This window comes from Streptomyces sp. DF42 (genome assembly GCF_058267695.1).
Genome location: NZ_CM177859.1, coordinates 4733552 through 4750842, shown reverse-complemented (window position 1 = coordinate 4750842; position 17291 = coordinate 4733552). Strand labels below are relative to the sequence as shown.

At 69.3% G+C, this 17291-nt stretch carries 11 protein-coding genes and 1 pseudogene; 7 read left to right on the top strand and 5 right to left on the bottom strand.

Annotation, left to right across the window (positions count from 1 at the left end):
• Nucleotides 1-80 precede the first annotated feature (80 nt).
• Complete coding sequence (locus tag ACYUED_RS21690; protein WP_491293918.1) at nt 81-518, top strand: SsgA family sporulation/cell division regulator; 438 nt, start codon at nt 81-83, stop codon at nt 516-518.
• Nucleotides 519-667: 149 nt separating this feature from the next.
• Here the strand turns inward: ACYUED_RS21690 and ACYUED_RS21685 are convergent, their stop codons facing one another.
• Nucleotides 668-2179 carry a YibE/F family protein gene (locus ACYUED_RS21685; protein WP_491293917.1) on the bottom strand — a complete coding sequence of 504 codons (1512 nt, stop codon included), beginning with the start codon at nt 2177-2179 and terminating at the stop codon, nt 668-670.
• 253 nt (nt 2180-2432) lie between these two features.
• Between ACYUED_RS21685 and thiC the strand changes: the two genes are divergently transcribed.
• Entirely contained in the window at nt 2433-4235 is a 1803-nt protein-coding gene (gene thiC, locus ACYUED_RS21680; protein WP_491293916.1) for a phosphomethylpyrimidine synthase ThiC, read from the top strand.
• Between the two features lie 159 nt (nt 4236-4394).
• On the opposite strand, the gene ACYUED_RS21675 is transcribed toward thiC, so the two are convergent.
• The 3 genes from ACYUED_RS21675 to ACYUED_RS21665 all read right to left on the bottom strand — a co-directional run bounded on the left by ACYUED_RS21675 (nt 4395) and on the right by ACYUED_RS21665 (nt 7853).
• The gene (locus ACYUED_RS21675; protein ID WP_491293915.1) at nt 4395-5270 is read right to left on the bottom strand and encodes a hypothetical protein; all 876 of its coding nucleotides are present in this window, start codon (nt 5268-5270) and stop codon (nt 4395-4397) included.
• 192 nt (nt 5271-5462) lie between these two features.
• A complete protein-coding gene (locus ACYUED_RS21670) occupies nt 5463-6539 on the bottom strand; it encodes a metallophosphoesterase (protein WP_491293914.1) in 1077 nt (358 codons plus the stop codon).
• 201 nt (nt 6540-6740) lie between these two features.
• Nucleotides 6741-7853, bottom strand: a complete 1113-nt coding sequence (locus tag ACYUED_RS21665) for a LacI family DNA-binding transcriptional regulator (protein ID WP_491293913.1) — start codon at nt 7851-7853, stop codon at nt 6741-6743.
• Between the two features lie 401 nt (nt 7854-8254).
• Here ACYUED_RS21665 and hisC point away from each other — a divergent pair, with 401 nt between their 5' ends.
• Nucleotides 8255-9349, top strand: coding sequence for a histidinol-phosphate transaminase (gene hisC, locus ACYUED_RS21660; protein WP_491293912.1), 1095 nt, complete (start codon nt 8255-8257; stop codon nt 9347-9349).
• 16 nt (nt 9350-9365) lie between these two features.
• Here the strand turns inward: hisC and ACYUED_RS21655 are convergent.
• Nucleotides 9366-9774, bottom strand: a pseudogene (locus ACYUED_RS21655) (cyclophilin-like fold protein); the annotation flags it as partial.
• A gap of 166 nt (nt 9775-9940) precedes the next feature.
• Here ACYUED_RS21655 and ACYUED_RS21650 point away from each other — a divergent pair.
• From ACYUED_RS21650 to ACYUED_RS21635, 4 genes are all read left to right on the top strand, one after another.
• The gene (locus tag ACYUED_RS21650) at nt 9941-11449 is read left to right on the top strand and encodes a cytochrome ubiquinol oxidase subunit I (protein ID WP_491293911.1); all 1509 of its coding nucleotides are present in this window, start codon (nt 9941-9943) and stop codon (nt 11447-11449) included.
• 18 nt (nt 11450-11467) lie between these two features.
• The gene (cydB, locus tag ACYUED_RS21645; RefSeq protein ID WP_491293910.1) at nt 11468-12472 is read left to right on the top strand and encodes a cytochrome d ubiquinol oxidase subunit II; all 1005 of its coding nucleotides are present in this window, start codon (nt 11468-11470) and stop codon (nt 12470-12472) included.
• 59 nt (nt 12473-12531) lie between these two features.
• A complete protein-coding gene (cydD, locus tag ACYUED_RS21640) occupies nt 12532-16035 on the top strand; it encodes a thiol reductant ABC exporter subunit CydD (protein ID WP_491293909.1) in 3504 nt (1167 codons plus the stop codon).
• Between the two features lie 188 nt (nt 16036-16223).
• Nucleotides 16224-17288, top strand: a complete 1065-nt coding sequence (locus tag ACYUED_RS21635; protein ID WP_491293908.1) for a M23 family metallopeptidase — start codon at nt 16224-16226, stop codon at nt 17286-17288.
• The last annotated feature ends 3 nt before the right edge of the window (nt 17289-17291 follow it).

The window sequence follows — 17291 nt, the reverse complement described above, 5'->3', positions numbered from 1 at the left end:
GCTGTGTACGTTCAGCAAGATGCCACCAATGTCAGGGGATCATTTCCCAGCCGGGTCGGCTTCACACGACGGGGTAGGCGATGCGCGAGTCCGTACAGGCAGAGGTCATGATGAGCTTTCTCGTGTCCGAGGAGCTCTCCTTCCGTATCCCGGTGGAGCTGCGCTACGAGACGAGCGATCCCTATGCCGTACGGCTGACCTTCCATTTGCCCGGGGACGCGCCGGTGACCTGGGCGTTCGGACGTGAGCTGCTCATCGACGGGGTGAACCGCCCGAGCGGTGAGGGGGACGTGCGCGTCTCCCCCGTCGAACCCGACTCGCTGACAGAGGTCCTGATCCGTCTTCAGGTCGGCCGCGACCAGGCGCTGTTCCGCTCGTCGACGGCACCGCTCATCGCCTTCCTCGACCGCACCGACAAGCTGGTGCCCCTCGGCCAGGAGGGTTCTCTCGAGGACTTCGACGCCCACCTCGACGACGCGCTGGACCGCATCCTGGCGGAAGAGCAGAGCGCGGGCTGAAGCGGAGACGGGGGGACGCGGCCGCAACCGGCCGGAACGCGTCTGCGGTGGACGTGGAGGGCGCAGTAACGCCTCTCTCCGGGCCGGCCGGCCCAACGGTCTCAGACCTTCCGTTGGTTGCACGCCCGCCCGCCGGGCCTCCGCCCCTCTCAGTGCTTGCGGCGCCGGCCCCGTCCCGTGCGTGCCAGAGCAGGTGCTCCTGCGCCGGCCGTCGCACTCGCCGACTGCGGACCCGGACGGTCGGCCGCGACCACCAGAGCCGCGAGCAGTGTCGTGACCGGCACAGAGGCGACCAGGCCGATCGAGCCCACCAGCGTGCGCACGATCTCCTCTGCCACCAACTCGCTGTTGGCGACCGTCCCCACACTGCTCTGCGCGATGGAGAAGAGCAGCAGCAACGGCAGCGCGGCGCCCGCGTAGGCAAGGACGAGGGTGTTGACGACGGACGCGATGTGGTCTCGGCCGATGCGGATGCCCGCCCGGTACAGCCCCCGCCAGCCCATCGACGGATTTGCCTCGTGCAGCTCCCACACCGCCGACGTCTGGGTGACCGTCACGTCGTCGAGGACGCCGAGCGAGCCGATGATGACGCCCGCCAGCAGCAGACCGCTCATGTCGATCGAGGGGTACAGGCCGTGGATCAGACCGGTGTTGTCGTCCGTGTTGCCGGTCAGCGCGGCCCAGCTGATGAACCCTGAGCCGAGCAGGCCGATCAGTACGAGCGACAGCAGGGTCCCCAGCACCGCCACGGACGTACGAGCCGACAGACCGTGGCACATGTAGAGGGCGATCAGCATGATGGCGCTCGACCCGATCACCGCCACGAGCAGCGGGTTCGAGCCCTGCAGAACCGCGGGCAGGATGAAGAACGTCAGCACCATGAAGCTGACGGCCAGCGCGACCAGCGCCATGAGGCCGCGCAACCGGCCGACCACCACGACGGCGAACGCGAAAATGCCGGCGAGCAACGCCATGGGGAACCTGCGGTTGACGTCGGCGACCGAGTACTGCAGATCCTTGGGCGCCGAGGGCTCGTAGGCGGCCACCACCTTCTCGGCCTCGTGCAGCTGCCGCGACTGGTCCGGCTGCACGATCTCGGTGAACGTACGGCCCTTGTCCTTGCCGGTGTCGACGCGGATCGTCGCCTTCTTGCAGGTGCCGTTCGCCTCCTGCTGGGCGGAGGAACCCTCGGCGGTGGAGGTGTCGCCGGTCGGGCTCTCGCCCGAGGCGTTCACCGACTTGCAGCTCACGCTCACGACCTTGGTGACCGTCGCCTGCTGGGTCTGTCGGTCGAAGCCCACACCGGTGCGCGCATGCGGCGGGGCTCCGCCGGGCCACAGCACCACCAGGCCGACCACCACGGCCGCGCTGAACGGGATGAGGATCGCCGCGATGACCTTGCGCAGATGCTTGGAGACGGGAGCCGCGGGACCGTGGCTGTGCGAGTGCCCGTGCCCGCCACCTGGACCAGGGGCGTGCCCGCCACCGGAACCAGGGGCCTGCTCGTGCCCCGCACCGGTTCCGGGCCCGAGCCCGAGCCCCTCGGCGGGTCGAGGTGCGTGGTGGTGCCCGGCACCCGAGCCATGGCCGTTGCCGTTTCCGGAGCCGGGCCCATGGGGCGGCTCCGGAGGCGGGTACGGGGGCCGATGCGTCGTGGTCACCGCCAGATCATCGCAAGAACGACAGGGGCCCTCTGTTCAGCGCGCCCGAATTGACGCTAGCGTGGAGGCACCTTTGCACACGCGGGAGCTCGGAGCACCGGGCTGAGAGGGCGCTGACCTCCGTCCCAGCGATGTTTCACGTGGAACGTCACCGAAGTCGAGTGATGTTCCCCACGAAACGTCGACAGACGGAAGCCGCTGCGTCGACCGCCGAACCTGTTACCGGGTAATGCCGGCGTAGGGAGTAGGTCTCATGACCAACAAGGACACACGCACGCCTGCCTCCAGCCAGGACGAACAGCCCATTCAGGGCGAACTGTCCCCGGAGGCCGGGAAGTCCATCGGCTGGCACAAGGCGTACATCGAGGGCTCCCGCCCCGATCTGCGGGTGCCGGTCCGTCAGGTGCGCCTCACCAACGGGCAGTCGGTCACGCTGTACGACACCTCGGGCCCGTACACCGATCCGCTCACGGACACCGATGTCCGCAGGGGGCTCGCCCCGCTGCGCGAGAACTGGATCATCGCCCGCGGCGACACCGAGGAGTACACCGGCCGTCCCGCCCGCCCCGAGGACGACGGGGTCAAGCACACCTCTCCCCGAGGCGGTCTGCGCAACCTCGACGCGGTCTTCCCGGGGAGGCCCCGTCAGCCCCGCCGCGGCCGCGACGGCAAAGCGGTCACCCAGCTCGCGTATGCGCGGCGGGGTGAGATCACGCCTGAGATGGAATTCGTGGCCGTCCGGGAGAACGTCTCCCCCGAGGTGGTTCGCGAGGAGATCGCGGCGGGCCGCGCCGTGCTGCCGGCCAACATCAACCACCCCGAGATCGAGCCGATGATCATCGGCAAGCGGTTCCTGGTGAAGGTCAACGCCAACATCGGCAACTCCGCGGTGACCTCCTCCATCGAGGAGGAGGTCGAGAAGATGACCTGGGCGACCCGCTGGGGCGCCGACACGGTCATGGACCTGTCCACCGGTCGCAACATCCACACCACACGTGAATGGGTACTGCGCAACTCCCCCGTGCCCATCGGCACGGTGCCGCTCTATCAGGCCCTGGAGAAGGTGGACGGCCGAGCCGAGGAGCTCACCTGGGAGATCTACAAGGACACCGTCGTCGAGCAGGCCGAGCAGGGCGTGGACTACATGACGGTCCACGCGGGCGTCCGCCTGCCGTTCGTCCCGCTCACCGCGAACCGCAAGACCGGCATCGTCTCGCGCGGCGGCTCGATCATGGCCGCGTGGTGCCTCGCGCACCACAAGGAGTCGTTCCTGTACGAGAACTTCGAGGAACTCTGCGAGATCCTCGCCGCCTACGACATCACGTACTCGCTGGGTGACGGCCTGCGGCCGGGTTCGATCGCGGACGCCAACGACGAGGCCCAGTTCGCCGAGTTGCGCACGCTCGGGGAACTCAACACGATCGCCAAGCGTTTCAACGTACAGACCATGATCGAGGGCCCGGGGCACGTCCCGATGCACAAGATCAAGGAGAACATCGACCTTCAGCAGGAGATCTGCGATGAAGCTCCGTTCTATACGCTCGGCCCGCTGACGACGGACGTCGCGCCCGCGTACGACCACATCACCTCAGGCATCGGTGCCGCGATGATCGCCTGGTGGGGCACGGCCATGCTCTGCTACGTCACGCCCAAGGAACACCTGGGACTGCCCAACCGTGACGACGTCAAGACGGGCGTCATCACCTACAAGATCGCCGCCCACGCAGCCGACCTCGCCAAGGGGCACCCCGGTGCGCAGGACTGGGACGACGCGCTGTCCGACGCCCGCTTCGAGTTCCGGTGGGAGGACCAGTTCAACCTCGCCCTGGACCCGGACACGGCACGGGAGTTCCACGACGAGACCCTCCCGGCGGAGCCGGCCAAGACGGCCCACTTCTGCTCGATGTGCGGGCCGAAGTTCTGCTCGATGAAGATCTCCCAGGACATCCGCCGTGAGCACGGCGGAAGTCGGTCGGAGATCGAGGAGGGCATGGCCGAGAAGTCGAAGGAGTTCGCGGCCGCGGGCAACAGGGTGTATCTGCCGATCGCGGATTGACGCACGGCGGAGCGAGTCGCGCCGCCGACGTGGAAGACGGTCCCGCTCTGCGGCGTGAGATGCCGTGGGGCGGAGCCGTCGAGGCGCTTCAACATGCGGCTTGCGCTCCCCCGGCGGATCCTGTCGGGTCCCTTTGGTGCGGAGGGCGCAAGCCGACGGTTACTCCGGCTGGTGTTCCGGGCCTCCGAAGTCCGGGCTGGAGTAGTCCGGGCTGCTGAAGCTCGGGCGTGAGCCGGGGTCCGAGCCGTCGTCCGGGCTGCTGAAGCCCGGGCGGCCGTAGCCGAGATGCGGCATACGGCTGGTCGGCGTCGACGGTGTCGTGGTGTGCAGTACCGCGGCCGTGCCGGGGTCGGCCAGGGCTTCCCGGAGGAACGGCATGATGCCGCGCTCCAGGAGCGCCATGTGCCAGGCTTCCCTGGCCCTGGCCACTTCCTCGCTGACTTCGCCGTACAGGCCGGTCTCGAGCGAGGGCCGGTTGCGCAGCGCGGTGAGCAGCAGCCCGACGGCGGCGACCAGGATCGCGGCCGCGGTCATGGCGCCGAACACCCAACCCGCGGTGATCATGGTCTTGCCAAACACCTGTTTGGAGTCGAGTGACTTGATGATGTAGCCGACGAGCAGGAAGATCACCGCGGCTGTTCCGGCGAGGACGGGGGTGAGGACAGCGGCGACGGCGACGGCGCCCGCGCCGGCCGGCTCGGCGGCCTCGCCGAGGGTGGTGGCGAGCCCCATCGCGCCGCCCACGCCCGGCTCTCCTGAGGAGCCGGACTCGCGGGTGGGCGAAGGGGTGGACGGCGCCGGCCGGCGCAGTTCCTCGCGAACCTTCACGTAGTGCTGGTACTCGGTCGCCGCTGCCACCGTGATGATCGCGGTGGCGTTGAGCGCCATGGTGCGCAGCTGTTCGGGGTTGAGCCGCTGTCCGACAGCGGCCAGTTCCGGGCGGTTTGGGGCGGAGCGCAGCGCCTCATCGAGGACCCGCTCGTACTCCTGGCGGTCCTCGCTCAGCAGGTGCTGCGGAACGCTGTTCATGTGCATCCCCCGATGCTCCGTAGGGCTTGGGGCTCGCATGCCAACGAGCCGTCGGGCAGAAACGGAGGGGAGCCTGCTACGGATAAGCCGATGGTAGAGCGGCGACGGCACGCGGTGACAGGGGGTTACAGAAATTGGCCCCTGGCCTGCGTTGTTTATCGCGATTCCTCCATGCACGGGCGCCTGCCCTGTGAACGTTCAGATATCCAGGGGAAGTTGTTGGACCAGCAGCTTTCCGGCCATGGTCACTCCGCCGTCCATCGCGATGGCCAGGCCCTCGGCGTAGACGTGCGGCCCCTCGACCACGGGCCCCGCGCTGTCCTCGCCGTCCTCGGAGCCGACCTCGCCCAGCAGGTAGGGAATGGGGCTGTGACCGTGAACAATCCGCGTGCCGCCGTACGTATCCAGCAGGGAGCGTACGGCGTCCGCACCGCCCTCGTCGCGGAAGGAGAACCGCTTGGTGAGCTTGCGGAACAGGTCCCAGCACTCGTCGGCGTCGTTGCGCGTGAGCGTTTCGCGGACGGTGTCGTTGACCGCCTCGATCGAGTCGCCGTAGTCGAGATAGGCGGTGGTGTCGGAGTGGACGAGTAGATAGCCGTCCTCCTCCTCGACCGCGTCGAGGCGGGCCATCCACTGCAGGTGGTGGTCCTGGAGGCGGTCCATGTCGGTCTTCTGGCCGCCGTTGAGCAGCCAGGCCGCCTGGAAGGTGGCGGTGCCCGCTCCGGAGTTGACGGGGGTGTCGCCGAACCGCTTGGCGCCCAGCAGCAGCAGCTCGTGGTTGCCCATGAGTGCCTTGCAGTAGCCGCCGGCGGCGGCCGCCTCCGCGGACAGGCGCATCACGAGGTCGATGACGCCGATGCCGTCCGGGCCGCGGTCGGTGAAGTCGCCGAGGAACCACAGCCGGGAGGTGCCCGCGCACCAGTTGGCCGCGGCGTCGATGAGGCCCTGCTCCTGGAGGGCGGCCACCAGCTCGTCGAGATAGCCGTGCACGTCGCCGACGACGTACAGCGGACCCGCGCCGTCCGTCTGGTCCGGGTCCGCAAGGGACGCGGGGTCGACGCTCACCTGAAGCGTGTCACCGCGGTTGATGACCGGCAGGTCGCGCTCGGTCGGCGTGTACCCCTCCGGGTAGGTCTCCTCGTGGGACGCGGCGACATCACCGGGGTGAGTGCTGTGGCCGTACGGACCGGTCTCGTGGACATACGCCGGTACCCGGAAGTCGCGCAACGTCGCCGTTCGCTCCACCTCGGGTCCCTGACCGGCCCCCTGAGTCATCAGACCCCTCCACCATCGCGCCGCATCTGCACCGCATCGGACTGCCTGGTCGCAGCGGCCCGCGGTGTCGTGGGCCCATCATAGGAATGCCGATCGCGCCATGTGATGACCCAGGGGTGGTGAATCGGAGTAAGAGTCCAGTTCACCGCGGCTTTCGCCCCGATTGGGCAGGGCTTCGACCGCATGCTGACGGCCGCTGTCCTACTCTTCCTCGGGCGACCGTGGCGCGCTGACCGTCGTGCGCGGTGGACGTCGCTGGGACGAGGTGCGCACGATCAGCTCCGTCGGTATCACCTGCTCGACCGGTTGGTCCGATTCGACCCCCTCGATCGCGTCGATGAGGAGTTGCACCACGGCCGTGCCGATACGGCGCGGCTTCAGCGAGAGCGTGGTGATCGGCGGCTCGGTGCTGGCGTACACGGTGGATTCGCTGCAGCAGACCAGTAGCAGGTCGTCCGGCACGCGCAGACCGTAGCGGCGGGCGGCGGCCAGCAGGTCGGTGCCGTTCGGGTCGAACAGGCCGTAGACGGCGTCGGGCCGGTCGGGGCGGGCGAGCAGTCGGTCGGCGGCCACCGCGCCCGCGCACGGGTCGTGCGCCGGGTAGGCCTCGTACACCGGGTCCTGGCCAACGCGCTCGCACCAGTGCAGGTACGCCGTGGTCGACAGATGGGTGTACGTGTCGGTCGTCGTGCCCGTCAGCAGGCCGATGCGGCGGGCGCCGGCGTCGGCCAGGTGGTCGAGGATGCCGAGCACGGCGGCCTCGTGGTCGTTGTCGACCCACGCGGTGACCGGCAGCGTGCCGGCCGGGCGGCCGTCGGAGACGACCGGCAGACCCTGCCGGACCAGTTCGCTGACGACGGGGTCCTGGTCGGAGGGGTCGATGACGACCGTGCCGTCGAGCGCCACGTTCGACCACACGTCGTGGCGCGAGGTCGCGGGCAGGATGACCAGGGCGTAGCCGCGGGCGAGCGCGGCCGAGGTGGCGGCGCGCGCCATCTCGGCGAAGTACGCGAATTCGGTGAAGGTGAAAGGTTCATCCCCGTACGTCGTCACGGTCAGGCCGATGAGGCCGGACTTGCCGGTACGGAGGGTTCGGGCCGCTGCCGACGGGCGATAGCCCAGTCGGTCGGCGACTTCGCGGACATGGCGTCGGGTGGCGTCCGGGAGTCGGCCCTTCCCGTTGAGAGCGTCGGAGACGGTCGTGATGGAGACTCCGGCGGCGGCGGCCACGTCTCTGATGCCCGCCCGGCCCGGCCGGCTGCCTCGGCGTGAGGTTTCCGCGCGGCTCACCTGGTGCTTCCCTGCTGCTGTCATGGCGAGCCGATAGTAGGGCTCATACGGTGGGGTAGGGCGGACGCATATGCACGCGTTGACAGGCACGTTTCTGCAAGGTCATATACCGTCAACTACCTTTGAAACAAAGCCAGTTGAACGATCCAATGGACCTACGTGACTTGTCGGCACGCATGGGCCTGCCAAGTCCCCGATGTTTCGAAGAGGTCTCAACTCACCTTCACGAGTGATGCGCGCCACCGCGCGAGCCACCGGCGCATAGATATATGTGATCACGCCCCCTCGATTCGTCTGCCTGCGGGTGGTGATGCCCCTGATGCGGGTGTGACGGATGGGGTCTGCCCTCAGCTGTACGCAGCGGCGCCGAATCCTCATAAGGTGAGCAGTATTGGAAGCCGGTGGTGGTCATGAGGAGGACTGCGGTGAGCGAGACGAGCCCCAAGCTGCGCGCCGAGCTGGAGGGTATCCCCACCTACAAGCCGGGCAAGCCCGCCGCGGCCGGCGGTCCGGTGGCCTACAAGCTGTCCTCCAACGAGAACCCCTATCCTCCGCTGCCTGGCGTGATGGAGACCGTGACGGCCGCGGCCTCGTCCTTCAATCGCTACCCGGACATGGCCTGCACGGGCCTGATGAACGAGCTGTCGGACCGCTTCGGCGTCCCGCTCACCCATCTGGCCACCGGCACCGGTTCGGTCGGCGTCGCCCAGCAGTTGATCCAGGCCACCAGCGGCCCGGGTGACGAGGTCATCTACGCCTGGCGGTCCTTCGAGGCGTATCCGATCATCACGCAGGTCAGCGGCGCGACCTCGGTGCAGGTGCCGCTGACGCCGGGCGATGTGCACGACCTGGACGCGATGGCGGATGCGATCACCGACCGGACCCGTCTCGTCTTCGTCTGCAACCCCAACAATCCGACCGGCACGGTCGTGCGGCGGGCGGAACTGGAGCGGTTCCTCGACCGGGTGCCGAGCGATGTGCTCGTGGTGCTGGACGAGGCGTACCGCGAGTTCATCCGTGCCGCCGAAGGTGAAGGGGGTGCGGTGCCGGACGGCGTGGAGCTGTACCGCCAGCGGCCGAACGTGTGCGTGCTGCGCACGTTTTCGAAGGCGTACGGCCTCGCGGGTCTGCGGGTCGGTTTCGCGATCGCCCATGAGCCGGTGGCGGCGGCCCTGCGCAAGACGGCGGTGCCGTTCGGTGTGAGTCAGCTCGCGCAGGAGGCGGCCATCGCCTCGCTCCGGGCCGAGGACGAACTGCTCGGCCGGGTCGGCTCGCTGGTCTGCGAGCGCAACCGCGTGGTCGACGCGCTGCGCGCGCAGGGCTGGACCGTGCCCGAGACCCAGGCCAACTTCGTGTGGCTGCGGCTGGGGGAGAGCACGGTCGCGTTCGCGGCGGCGTGCGAGCAGCACGGCGTGGTGGTCCGGCCGTTCCCGGGCGAGGGTGTGCGGGTGACGGTCGGGGAGACCGAGGCGAACGACATCTTCCTGAAGGTGGCGGAAGGGTTCCGTAAGGAGCTCTGAACCAGAGCTCTTCGGCTACGAGTTCCACATGTACCGGGTCGCTCTCCCGGACCGTGGCGAGGAGTCGCAGGTCGCCGTCGATGCGGCCCAGGACGTTGGACGGGCTCGCGAGGCGACACTCGGCGCCTTGCGAGATCGGTGTCGGGCCGTAGGGGAGTGCGAGGGCGTCCCCTCGGTCCAGAAGGCGACCGTGCCCGGGGGTCCACGACCCGTTGGGCGGCTGTTTCACGTGGAACAGAGACGCCCGTGTCGAAGTAGACCTCCTCGCCCCAGGTACGGGCAGTGGAGGCGAGGGGCAGTGCCTTGGCCAGGGCCTGGGTGGCCGGGGTGTCGTCGAGTGTCGCTGTGAGGTGGCCGGCGGGCCATGAGATCCGTATCTGCGCGGCAGGAAATTCAACAAGATGTTGAAGTCGCCGCCAAGGGATTGACGTGACGGAGCAGACAGGCCCCCCGTGCGCAGGTCGAAAGGTCGTGCGTCATAATTGCTTGTGAATGTGAACGCGTTCACAAGCTGTCCCGTTGCTCCCGCGATGCGTGTGACAAAGGGGGCAAACTGCCGCTATACCGTGGCGACCTAAGGAGACTGACGACGTGAACCTGGCTCTGGCGCCGGAGACATTGGCGCGCTGGCAGTTCGGCATCACCACCGTCTACCACTTCCTCTTCGTGCCCCTGACGATCTCGCTCGCCGCCCTCACGGCCGGCCTGCAGACGGCCTGGGTGCGCACGGAGAAGGAGAAGTACCTCAGGGCGACGAAGTTCTGGGGCAAGCTCTTCCTGATCAACATCGCGATGGGTGTGGTCACCGGCATCGTGCAGGAGTTCCAGTTCGGCATGAACTGGTCCGACTACTCGCGCTTCGTCGGTGACGTCTTCGGTGCCCCGCTGGCCTTCGAGGCTCTGATCGCGTTCTTCTTCGAGTCGACCTTCATCGGGCTGTGGATCTTCGGCTGGGACAAGCTGCCCAAGAGGATCCACCTGGCCTGTATCTGGATGGTCTCGATCGGCACGATCCTGTCGGCGTACTTCATCCTCGCCGCCAACTCATGGATGCAGCACCCCGTCGGCTACCGGATCAACAAGGCCAAGGGGCGTGCCGAACTCACCGACTTCTGGCATGTGCTGACCCAGAACACCGCGCTCGCCCAGGCGTTCCACACGCTCGCGGCCTCCTTCCTGACGGGTGGCGCGTTCATGGTCGGCATCGCCGCCTTTCACCTGTTCCGCAAGAAGCACATCAACGTGATGAAGACCTCGCTGCGACTGGGTCTGGTCACCGTCGCCATCGCCGGCCTGCTCACCGCGATCAGCGGCGACACGCTCGGCAAGGTCATGTTCAAGCAGCAGCCGATGAAGATGGCCGCCGCCGAGGCGCTGTGGGACGGCCAGCACTCCGCGCCGTTCTCGGTCTTCGCCTACGGCGACGTGAGCAAGGGCCACAACTCGGTCGAGCTGTCCGTCCCCGGAATACTGTCCTTCCTCGCCGACGACAACATCCACTCGTACGTCCCGGGCATCAACGACACCAACAAGGCGGAGCAGGAGAAGTACGGTCCCGGTGACTACCGGCCCATCATCCCCGTCACCTTCTGGGCGTTCCGCTGGATGATCGGGTTCGGCATGGCGTCCTTCGGCATCGGCCTGGCCGGACTCTGGCTGACCCGCAAGAAGTTCATGCTGCCGCAGCATCTGCGGGTGGGCGAGGACGAGGTGCCGCATCTCGTCCTCTTCAGGAACAAGGCGCTCGGCCCCAAGCTCAGCAGGCTGTACTGGCTCGTGGCGATCTGGACGCTCGGCTTCCCGCTGATCGCCAACTCCTGGGGCTGGATCTTCACCGAGATGGGCCGTCAGCCGTGGGTCGTCTACGGCGTCCTGCAGACCCGGCACGCGGTCTCCCCCAGCGTCTCCCAGGCCGAGGTCCTCACCTCGATGATCGTCTTCACCACGCTCTACGCCATCCTCGCCGTGGTCGAGGTCAAGCTGCTGGTGAAGTACGTGAAGGCGGGCCCGCCCGAGCTGACCGAGGCCGACCTCAACCCGCCCACGAAGATCGGCGGCGACACCCGTGACGCCGACAAGCCGATGGCCTTCTCGTACTAGGCCGAGGGAGAGCGAGTCATGGAACTTCACGACGTCTGGTTCGTGCTCATCGCCGTCCTGTGGACCGGCTACTTCTTCCTGGAGGGATTCGACTTCGGGGTCGGCGTCCTCACCAAGCTGCTGGCCCGGAACCGGCCAGAGAAGCGGGTGCTGATCAACACCATCGGCCCCGTCTGGGACGGTAACGAGGTGTGGTTGCTCTCGGCGGGCGGAGCGACCTTCGCCGCCTTCCCCGAGTGGTACGCCACGCTCTTCTCCGGCTTCTATCTGGCTCTGCTGATCATCCTGGTCTGCCTGATCGTGCGGGGTGTCGCCTTCGAGTACCGGGCGAAGCGGCCCGAGGAGAACTGGCAGCGCAACTGGGAGACCGCGATCTTCTGGACCTCCCTGATCCCGGCGTTCCTGTGGGGCGTGGCCTTCGGCAACATCGTGCGGGGCGTGAAGATCGACAAGAACTTCGAGTACGTGGGCACCTTCTGGGATCTCCTCAATCCGTACGCGCTGCTCGGCGGCCTGGTGACGCTGACGCTGTTCACCTTCCACGGGGCCGTGTTCACGGCGCTCAAGACGGTCGGGGAGATCAGGGAGCGGGCACGGAAGCTCGCCCTGGGGGTGGGTCTGACCGCGGCCGTGTTCGCGCTGATCTTCCTGGTGTGGACGCAGGTCGACAGTGGCGACGGCAAGAGCCTGGTCGCGCTCGTCGTGGCCGTTGCCGCCCTGGTCGCCGCCCTGGTGGCGAATCAGGCCGGGCGTGAGGGCTGGTCGTTCGCGCTGTCCGGGATCACGATCGTGGCCGCTGTGGCCATGCTCTTCCTGTCACTCTTCCCGAACGTCATGCCGTCGTCGCTCAATGAGGACTGGAGCCTGACGGTCACCAACGCCTCCTCGAGCCCGTACACCTTGAAGATCATGACCTGGTGTGCGGTGATCGCCACGCCGATCGTCCTGCTCTACCAGGGGTGGACCTACTGGGTGTTCCGCAAGCGGATCGGTACGCAGCACATCGCAGACGCAGTGCACTGAGTCCGATCTGGGGCATGTTTCACGTGAAACATGCCCCTTGAGAAGAGGGTGTGTTTCACGTGAAACCGATCGACCCGCGTCTGCTCCACTACGCCCGTGCCACCCGCCTCTTCCTGGTGGCGGTCGTCGGCCTGGGTGCCCTGGGCGCGGGGCTGGTCATCGCCCAGGCGATGCTCATCGCCGAGGTGGTGGTGGGGTCGTTCCAGCACCGGATGCCGGTCGCCGAACTCGGCACTCCCCTGCTGCTGTTGGCCGCTGTCGCCTGCGGCCGTGCGCTGGTCTCGTGGCTCACGGAGCTCGCCGCGCACCGGGCGAGCGCGGCGGTGAAGTCGGAGCTGCGGGGACGGCTGCTGGAACGAGCCGGTGCGCTGGGGCCCGGGTGGCTGAGCGGGCAGCGGACCGGTTCGCTCGTCGCGCTCGCCACACGGGGTGTCGACGCCCTCGACGACTATTTCTCACGCTACCTGCCGCAGCTGGGGCTCGCGGTGGTCGTGCCCGTGGCGGTGCTGGCCCGGATCGTCACCGAGGACTGGGTCTCGGCGGCGATCATCGTGGGAACCCTGCCCCTCATCCCGGTCTTCATGGTCCTGATCGGATGGGCCACACAGTCCCGGATGGACCGTCAGTGGCGGTTGCTCTCCCAGCTGTCCGGACACTTCCTGGACGTCGTCGCGGGCCTGCCGACCCTGAAGGTGTTCGGGCGGGCCAAGGCGCAGGCCGAGTCGATCAAGCGGATCACCGGTGAGTACCGGCAGGCCACCATGCGGACGCTGCGGGTCGCCTTCATCTCGTCGTTCGCGCTGGAGCTGCTCTCCACGCTCTCGGTCGCACTGGTCGCCGTGACGATCGGCATGCGGCTCGTGCACGGTGAGATGGATCTGTACATCGGTCTGGTCATCCTCGTCCTCGCGCCCGAGGCCTACCTGCCCCTGCGTCAGGTCGGCGCGCAGTACCACGCGGCGGCGGAAGGGCTCGCGGCGGCCGAGGAGATCTTCGCCGTCCTGGAGACCCCCGTGCCGGCGTCGGGCACGGGGTCCGTGCCGGCGGGTGGCGTCGCCTTCGAGGGGGTGACGGTCCGGTACCCCGGGCGATCCGGGGACGCCGTGTCGGAGGTGTCCTTCGCCGTCGAGCCCGGGGAGACGGTCGCGCTCGTCGGGCCGAGCGGCATCGGCAAGTCCACCCTGCTGAATGTGCTGTTGGGCTTTGTCCGACCGTCCGAGGGGCGGGTGCGGGTCGGCGGAGTCGATCTCTGTGACGTCGATCTGGAGCGGTGGCGGTCGCGGATCGCCTGGGTGCCGCAGCGGCCGCACCTCTTTGCCGGGAGCGTCGCCGAGAACGTACGGCTGGCGCGTTCCGATGCCGATGACGTCGCTGTGCGGCGGGCGTTGCGGGAGGCGGGAGCGCTGGAGTTCGTGGACGCCCTGCCCGACGGTGCGGACACGCTGCTCGGCGAGGACGGTGCCGGGCTGTCGGCCGGGCAGCGGCAACGGCTCGCCCTGGCGCGGGCGTTCCTCGCGGACCGTCCGGTGCTGTTGCTCGACGAGCCGACGGCCGCGCTGGACGGGGCCACCGAGGCCGAGGTCGTGGAGGCGGTACGGCGGCTGGCGGTGGGGCGGACGGTACTGCTGGTGGTGCACCGGCCGGCGCTGCTCGCCGTCGCGGACCGCGTTGTGCGGTGGGCGGGGCGGACGGTCCCTGCCTCCGTGGAACGCCGGACGCCTGAGGGGCGCCCGGCGGCCCAGGCGACGTACGAAAGCCCCACGCCGCACGAGCCCGCAAGCGCCGCATCTGCCGACAGCCGAGGCGGCGTGCTGGCCCGCGTCCGTGCCATGTCCGGCCCCCGGCGCGGTCGTCTCGCTCTCGCCCTGCTGCTCGGGAGCCTCGCGCTCGGCAGTGCCGTCGGGCTCATGTCCACCTCCGGATGGCTCATCTCGCGGGCCTCGCAGCAGCCGCCCGTGCTCTATCTGATGGTGGCTGTCACGGCGACGAGGGCGTTCGGTATCGGGCGGGCGGTCTTCCGGTATGCCGAGCGGCTCGTGTCGCACGACGCCGTGCTGCGGATGCTGGCCGACACCAGGGTCGCCGTCTACCGGCGGCTGGAGCGGCTGGCGCCCGCCGGGCTGCGCCGCACCCGCCGCGGCGACCTGCTGTCGCGGCTCGTCGTGGACGTGGACGCCCTGCAGGACTACTGGCTGCGCTGGTTGCTGCCCGCCGGCTCCGCGGCGATCGTGTCCGCCGCGTCCGTAGGCTTCACGGCGTGGCTGCTGCCCGAGGCCGGTCTCGCGCTGGCCGTCGGGCTGGTGGCGGCCGGAGTCGGGGTGCCGCTGGTCACCGGTGCCGTGGCCCGCCGCGCCGAACGCAGGCTGGCCCCCGCACGAGGGGTGCTCGCGACGCGCGTGACCGATCTGCTCACCGGCACCGCGGAGTTGACCGTCGCCGGCGCTCTGCCCGCTCGTACCGCCGAGGCACGGCGCGCCGACGGCACGCTCACCCGGATCGCCTCGCGCGCCGCCACCGCCACCGCGCTCGGAGACGGACTCACCGCTCTGCTCTCCGGTCTGACGGTCGCCGCCACCGCCCTCGTGGGCGCCCAGGCGGTCGCCGACGGGCGGCTGGGCGGCGTGACGATGGCCGTCGTCGTCCTCACCCCACTGGCCGCCTTCGAGGCGGTTCTCGGGCTGCCGCTCGCCGTGCAGCACCGGCAACGGGTGCGCAGGAGTGCGGAGCGCGTGTACGAGGTGCTGGACGCGCCCGAGCCGGTACGGGAGCCGGAGCGGGCGCGACAGGCGCCCGGCGCCCCCTTCCCGATGGTTCTCAGGGGCCTGAGTGCCCGGCACGCCGGCCAGCGACGGGAGGCGCTCTACGGTCTCGATCTGACCCTCGACCAGGGGCGCCGGATCGCCGTGGTCGGACCGTCGGGCTCCGGCAAGACGACGCTGGCGCAGGTGCTCCTGCGCTTCCTGGACGCGGACGCCGGCTCGTACACGCTGGCCGGCGTGGACGCGTACGCGCTCGACGGCGACGACGTACGACGGCTCGTCGGGCTGTGTGCCCAGGATGCGCATCTCTTCGACAGCTCGGTGCGCGAGAACCTGCTGCTGGCGAGGAAGAACGCCACCGAGGACGATCTGCGCGACGCACTGAAGCGCGCCCGGCTGCTGGACTGGGCCGACAGTCTGCCCGACGGGCTCGACACGCTGGTCGGCGAGCACGGCGCCCGGCTGTCGGGCGGGCAGCGGCAGCGGCTCGCGCTGGCACGCGCGCTGCTCGCCGACTTCCCCGTCCTCGTCCTCGACGAGCCCGCCGAACACCTCGACCTGCCGACGGCCGACGCGCTCACCGCCGATCTACTGGCAGCCACGGTGGGCCGGACGACGCTGCTCATCACTCACCGGCTGGCCGGCCTGGAAGCGGTGGACGAGGTCGTCGTCCTGGACGAGGGACGCGTGGTGCAGCGCGGGACGTACGCCGAACTGGCCGCCGTACCCGGGCCGTTCAGGGGGATGGCGGAGCGGGAGGCGGAGGCGGAGCTGCTGGTGGGGGCGGGACGGCCCCCGGGGTAGTAGCTGCGTCCGCCACCGATGCCGACCCTCTGGGCCGTCGTCGGCGACGCGACTGACAGGTGCCGTACTGAACTCCGCAGGCACTGTCCACCCGACTCGTCCGTACTGAGCCATACGGGGGTGCTGCTTCCCCCAGGCGTACGAGTTGGAGATGACCGGAACCGGAGGAGCGGGCCACGATCGCCGGCATGCGCTCATCCCGCCGTCGTCAGCTGCTCGTTCCGGCGTTGCTGTGCGCACTGGTCATGCTGGGGGCCAGGCCCGCCGGGGCGGCGGATGCGGACGACGGCGACGGCAGCGGTTCCGGCTCAGGGGTCGGCGCCGGCGTCGCGAGGCTCTACGAGGACGCGGCGCTGGCGACGCAGCGGTACGAGGCGGGGCGGCGCGAGGCCGAGGTGCAGCGGACGCGGGCCGAGCGGGCCGAGGCACTGCTGGACCGTGAGCGGCGGGAGATCACCGCCCTGCACGAGGACCTCGGCCGGATGGCGCGCGCCCAGTACCGCACCGGTGGCGGTCTGCCCGTGGCGGCGCGGCTGATCCTCGCGGACGACCCGGACGAGTTGCTGCGCGGTCAGCACGTCCTGGCCCAGGCCGGTCAGGCCCTCGCGGGTTCCGTCGGCAGGAGCCGGCGGGCCGAGGCGCGGCTGACCGCGGACGAGGCGAAGGCCACGGTGGCATGGAAGGCGCTGGAGAAGCAGAACAGCGAACTCGCCGCGGTGAAGGACACCATCGAGCGGAAACTCGACGAGGCGCGTGGGCAGTTGCAGGGACAGGCGGACGCCGCGGCCGCGGCCGGCAGTTGCCGCGGTCCGGTGCGACTCGAGCAGCCGAAGACGGACGTCACGCAGGCGTGGGTCGCACCGGTTCAGACATACACACTGTCCGCGGGCTTCGGCAGCGGCGGCGACCGGTGGGTGAACCGGCACACCGGGCAGGACTTCGCGGTGCCGATCGGAACGCCGGTGCGGGCGGCCGGTGCCGGACGGGTGGTGAGTGTCTCGTGCGGGGGCCCGTTCGGCATCGAGATCGTGATCCGGCACGCGGGCGGCTACTACACGCAGTACGCCCATCTCGCCGCCGTCGCTGTCGGCCAGGGCGAGCGGGTGGACACCGGGCAGAGGATCGGCCAGTCGGGCACCACCGGCAACTCCACGGGCCCGCATCTGCACTTCGAGGTGCGGGTCACGCCTCAGATGGGCTCCGCGGTGGACCCCGTGCCGTGGCTGGCGGCGCGAGGCGTCCCCCTCGGATGACGA

Coding starts and splice junctions, on each gene's coding strand:
- ACYUED_RS21690 (WP_491293918.1), top strand. CDS start 81: ATGCGCGAGTCCGTACAGGCAGAGGTCATGATGAGCTTTCTCGTGTCC.
- ACYUED_RS21635 (WP_491293908.1), top strand. CDS start 16,224: ATGCGCTCATCCCGCCGTCGTCAGCTGCTCGTTCCGGCGTTGCTGTGC.
- ACYUED_RS21665 (WP_491293913.1), bottom strand. CDS start 7,853: ATGACAGCAGCAGGGAAGCACCAGGTGAGCCGCGCGGAAACCTCACGC.
- ACYUED_RS21670 (WP_491293914.1), bottom strand. CDS start 6,539: ATGACTCAGGGGGCCGGTCAGGGACCCGAGGTGGAGCGAACGGCGACG.
- ACYUED_RS21675 (WP_491293915.1), bottom strand. CDS start 5,270: ATGCACATGAACAGCGTTCCGCAGCACCTGCTGAGCGAGGACCGCCAG.
- cydB (WP_491293910.1), top strand. CDS start 11,468: ATGGAACTTCACGACGTCTGGTTCGTGCTCATCGCCGTCCTGTGGACC.
- thiC (WP_491293916.1), top strand. CDS start 2,433: ATGACCAACAAGGACACACGCACGCCTGCCTCCAGCCAGGACGAACAG.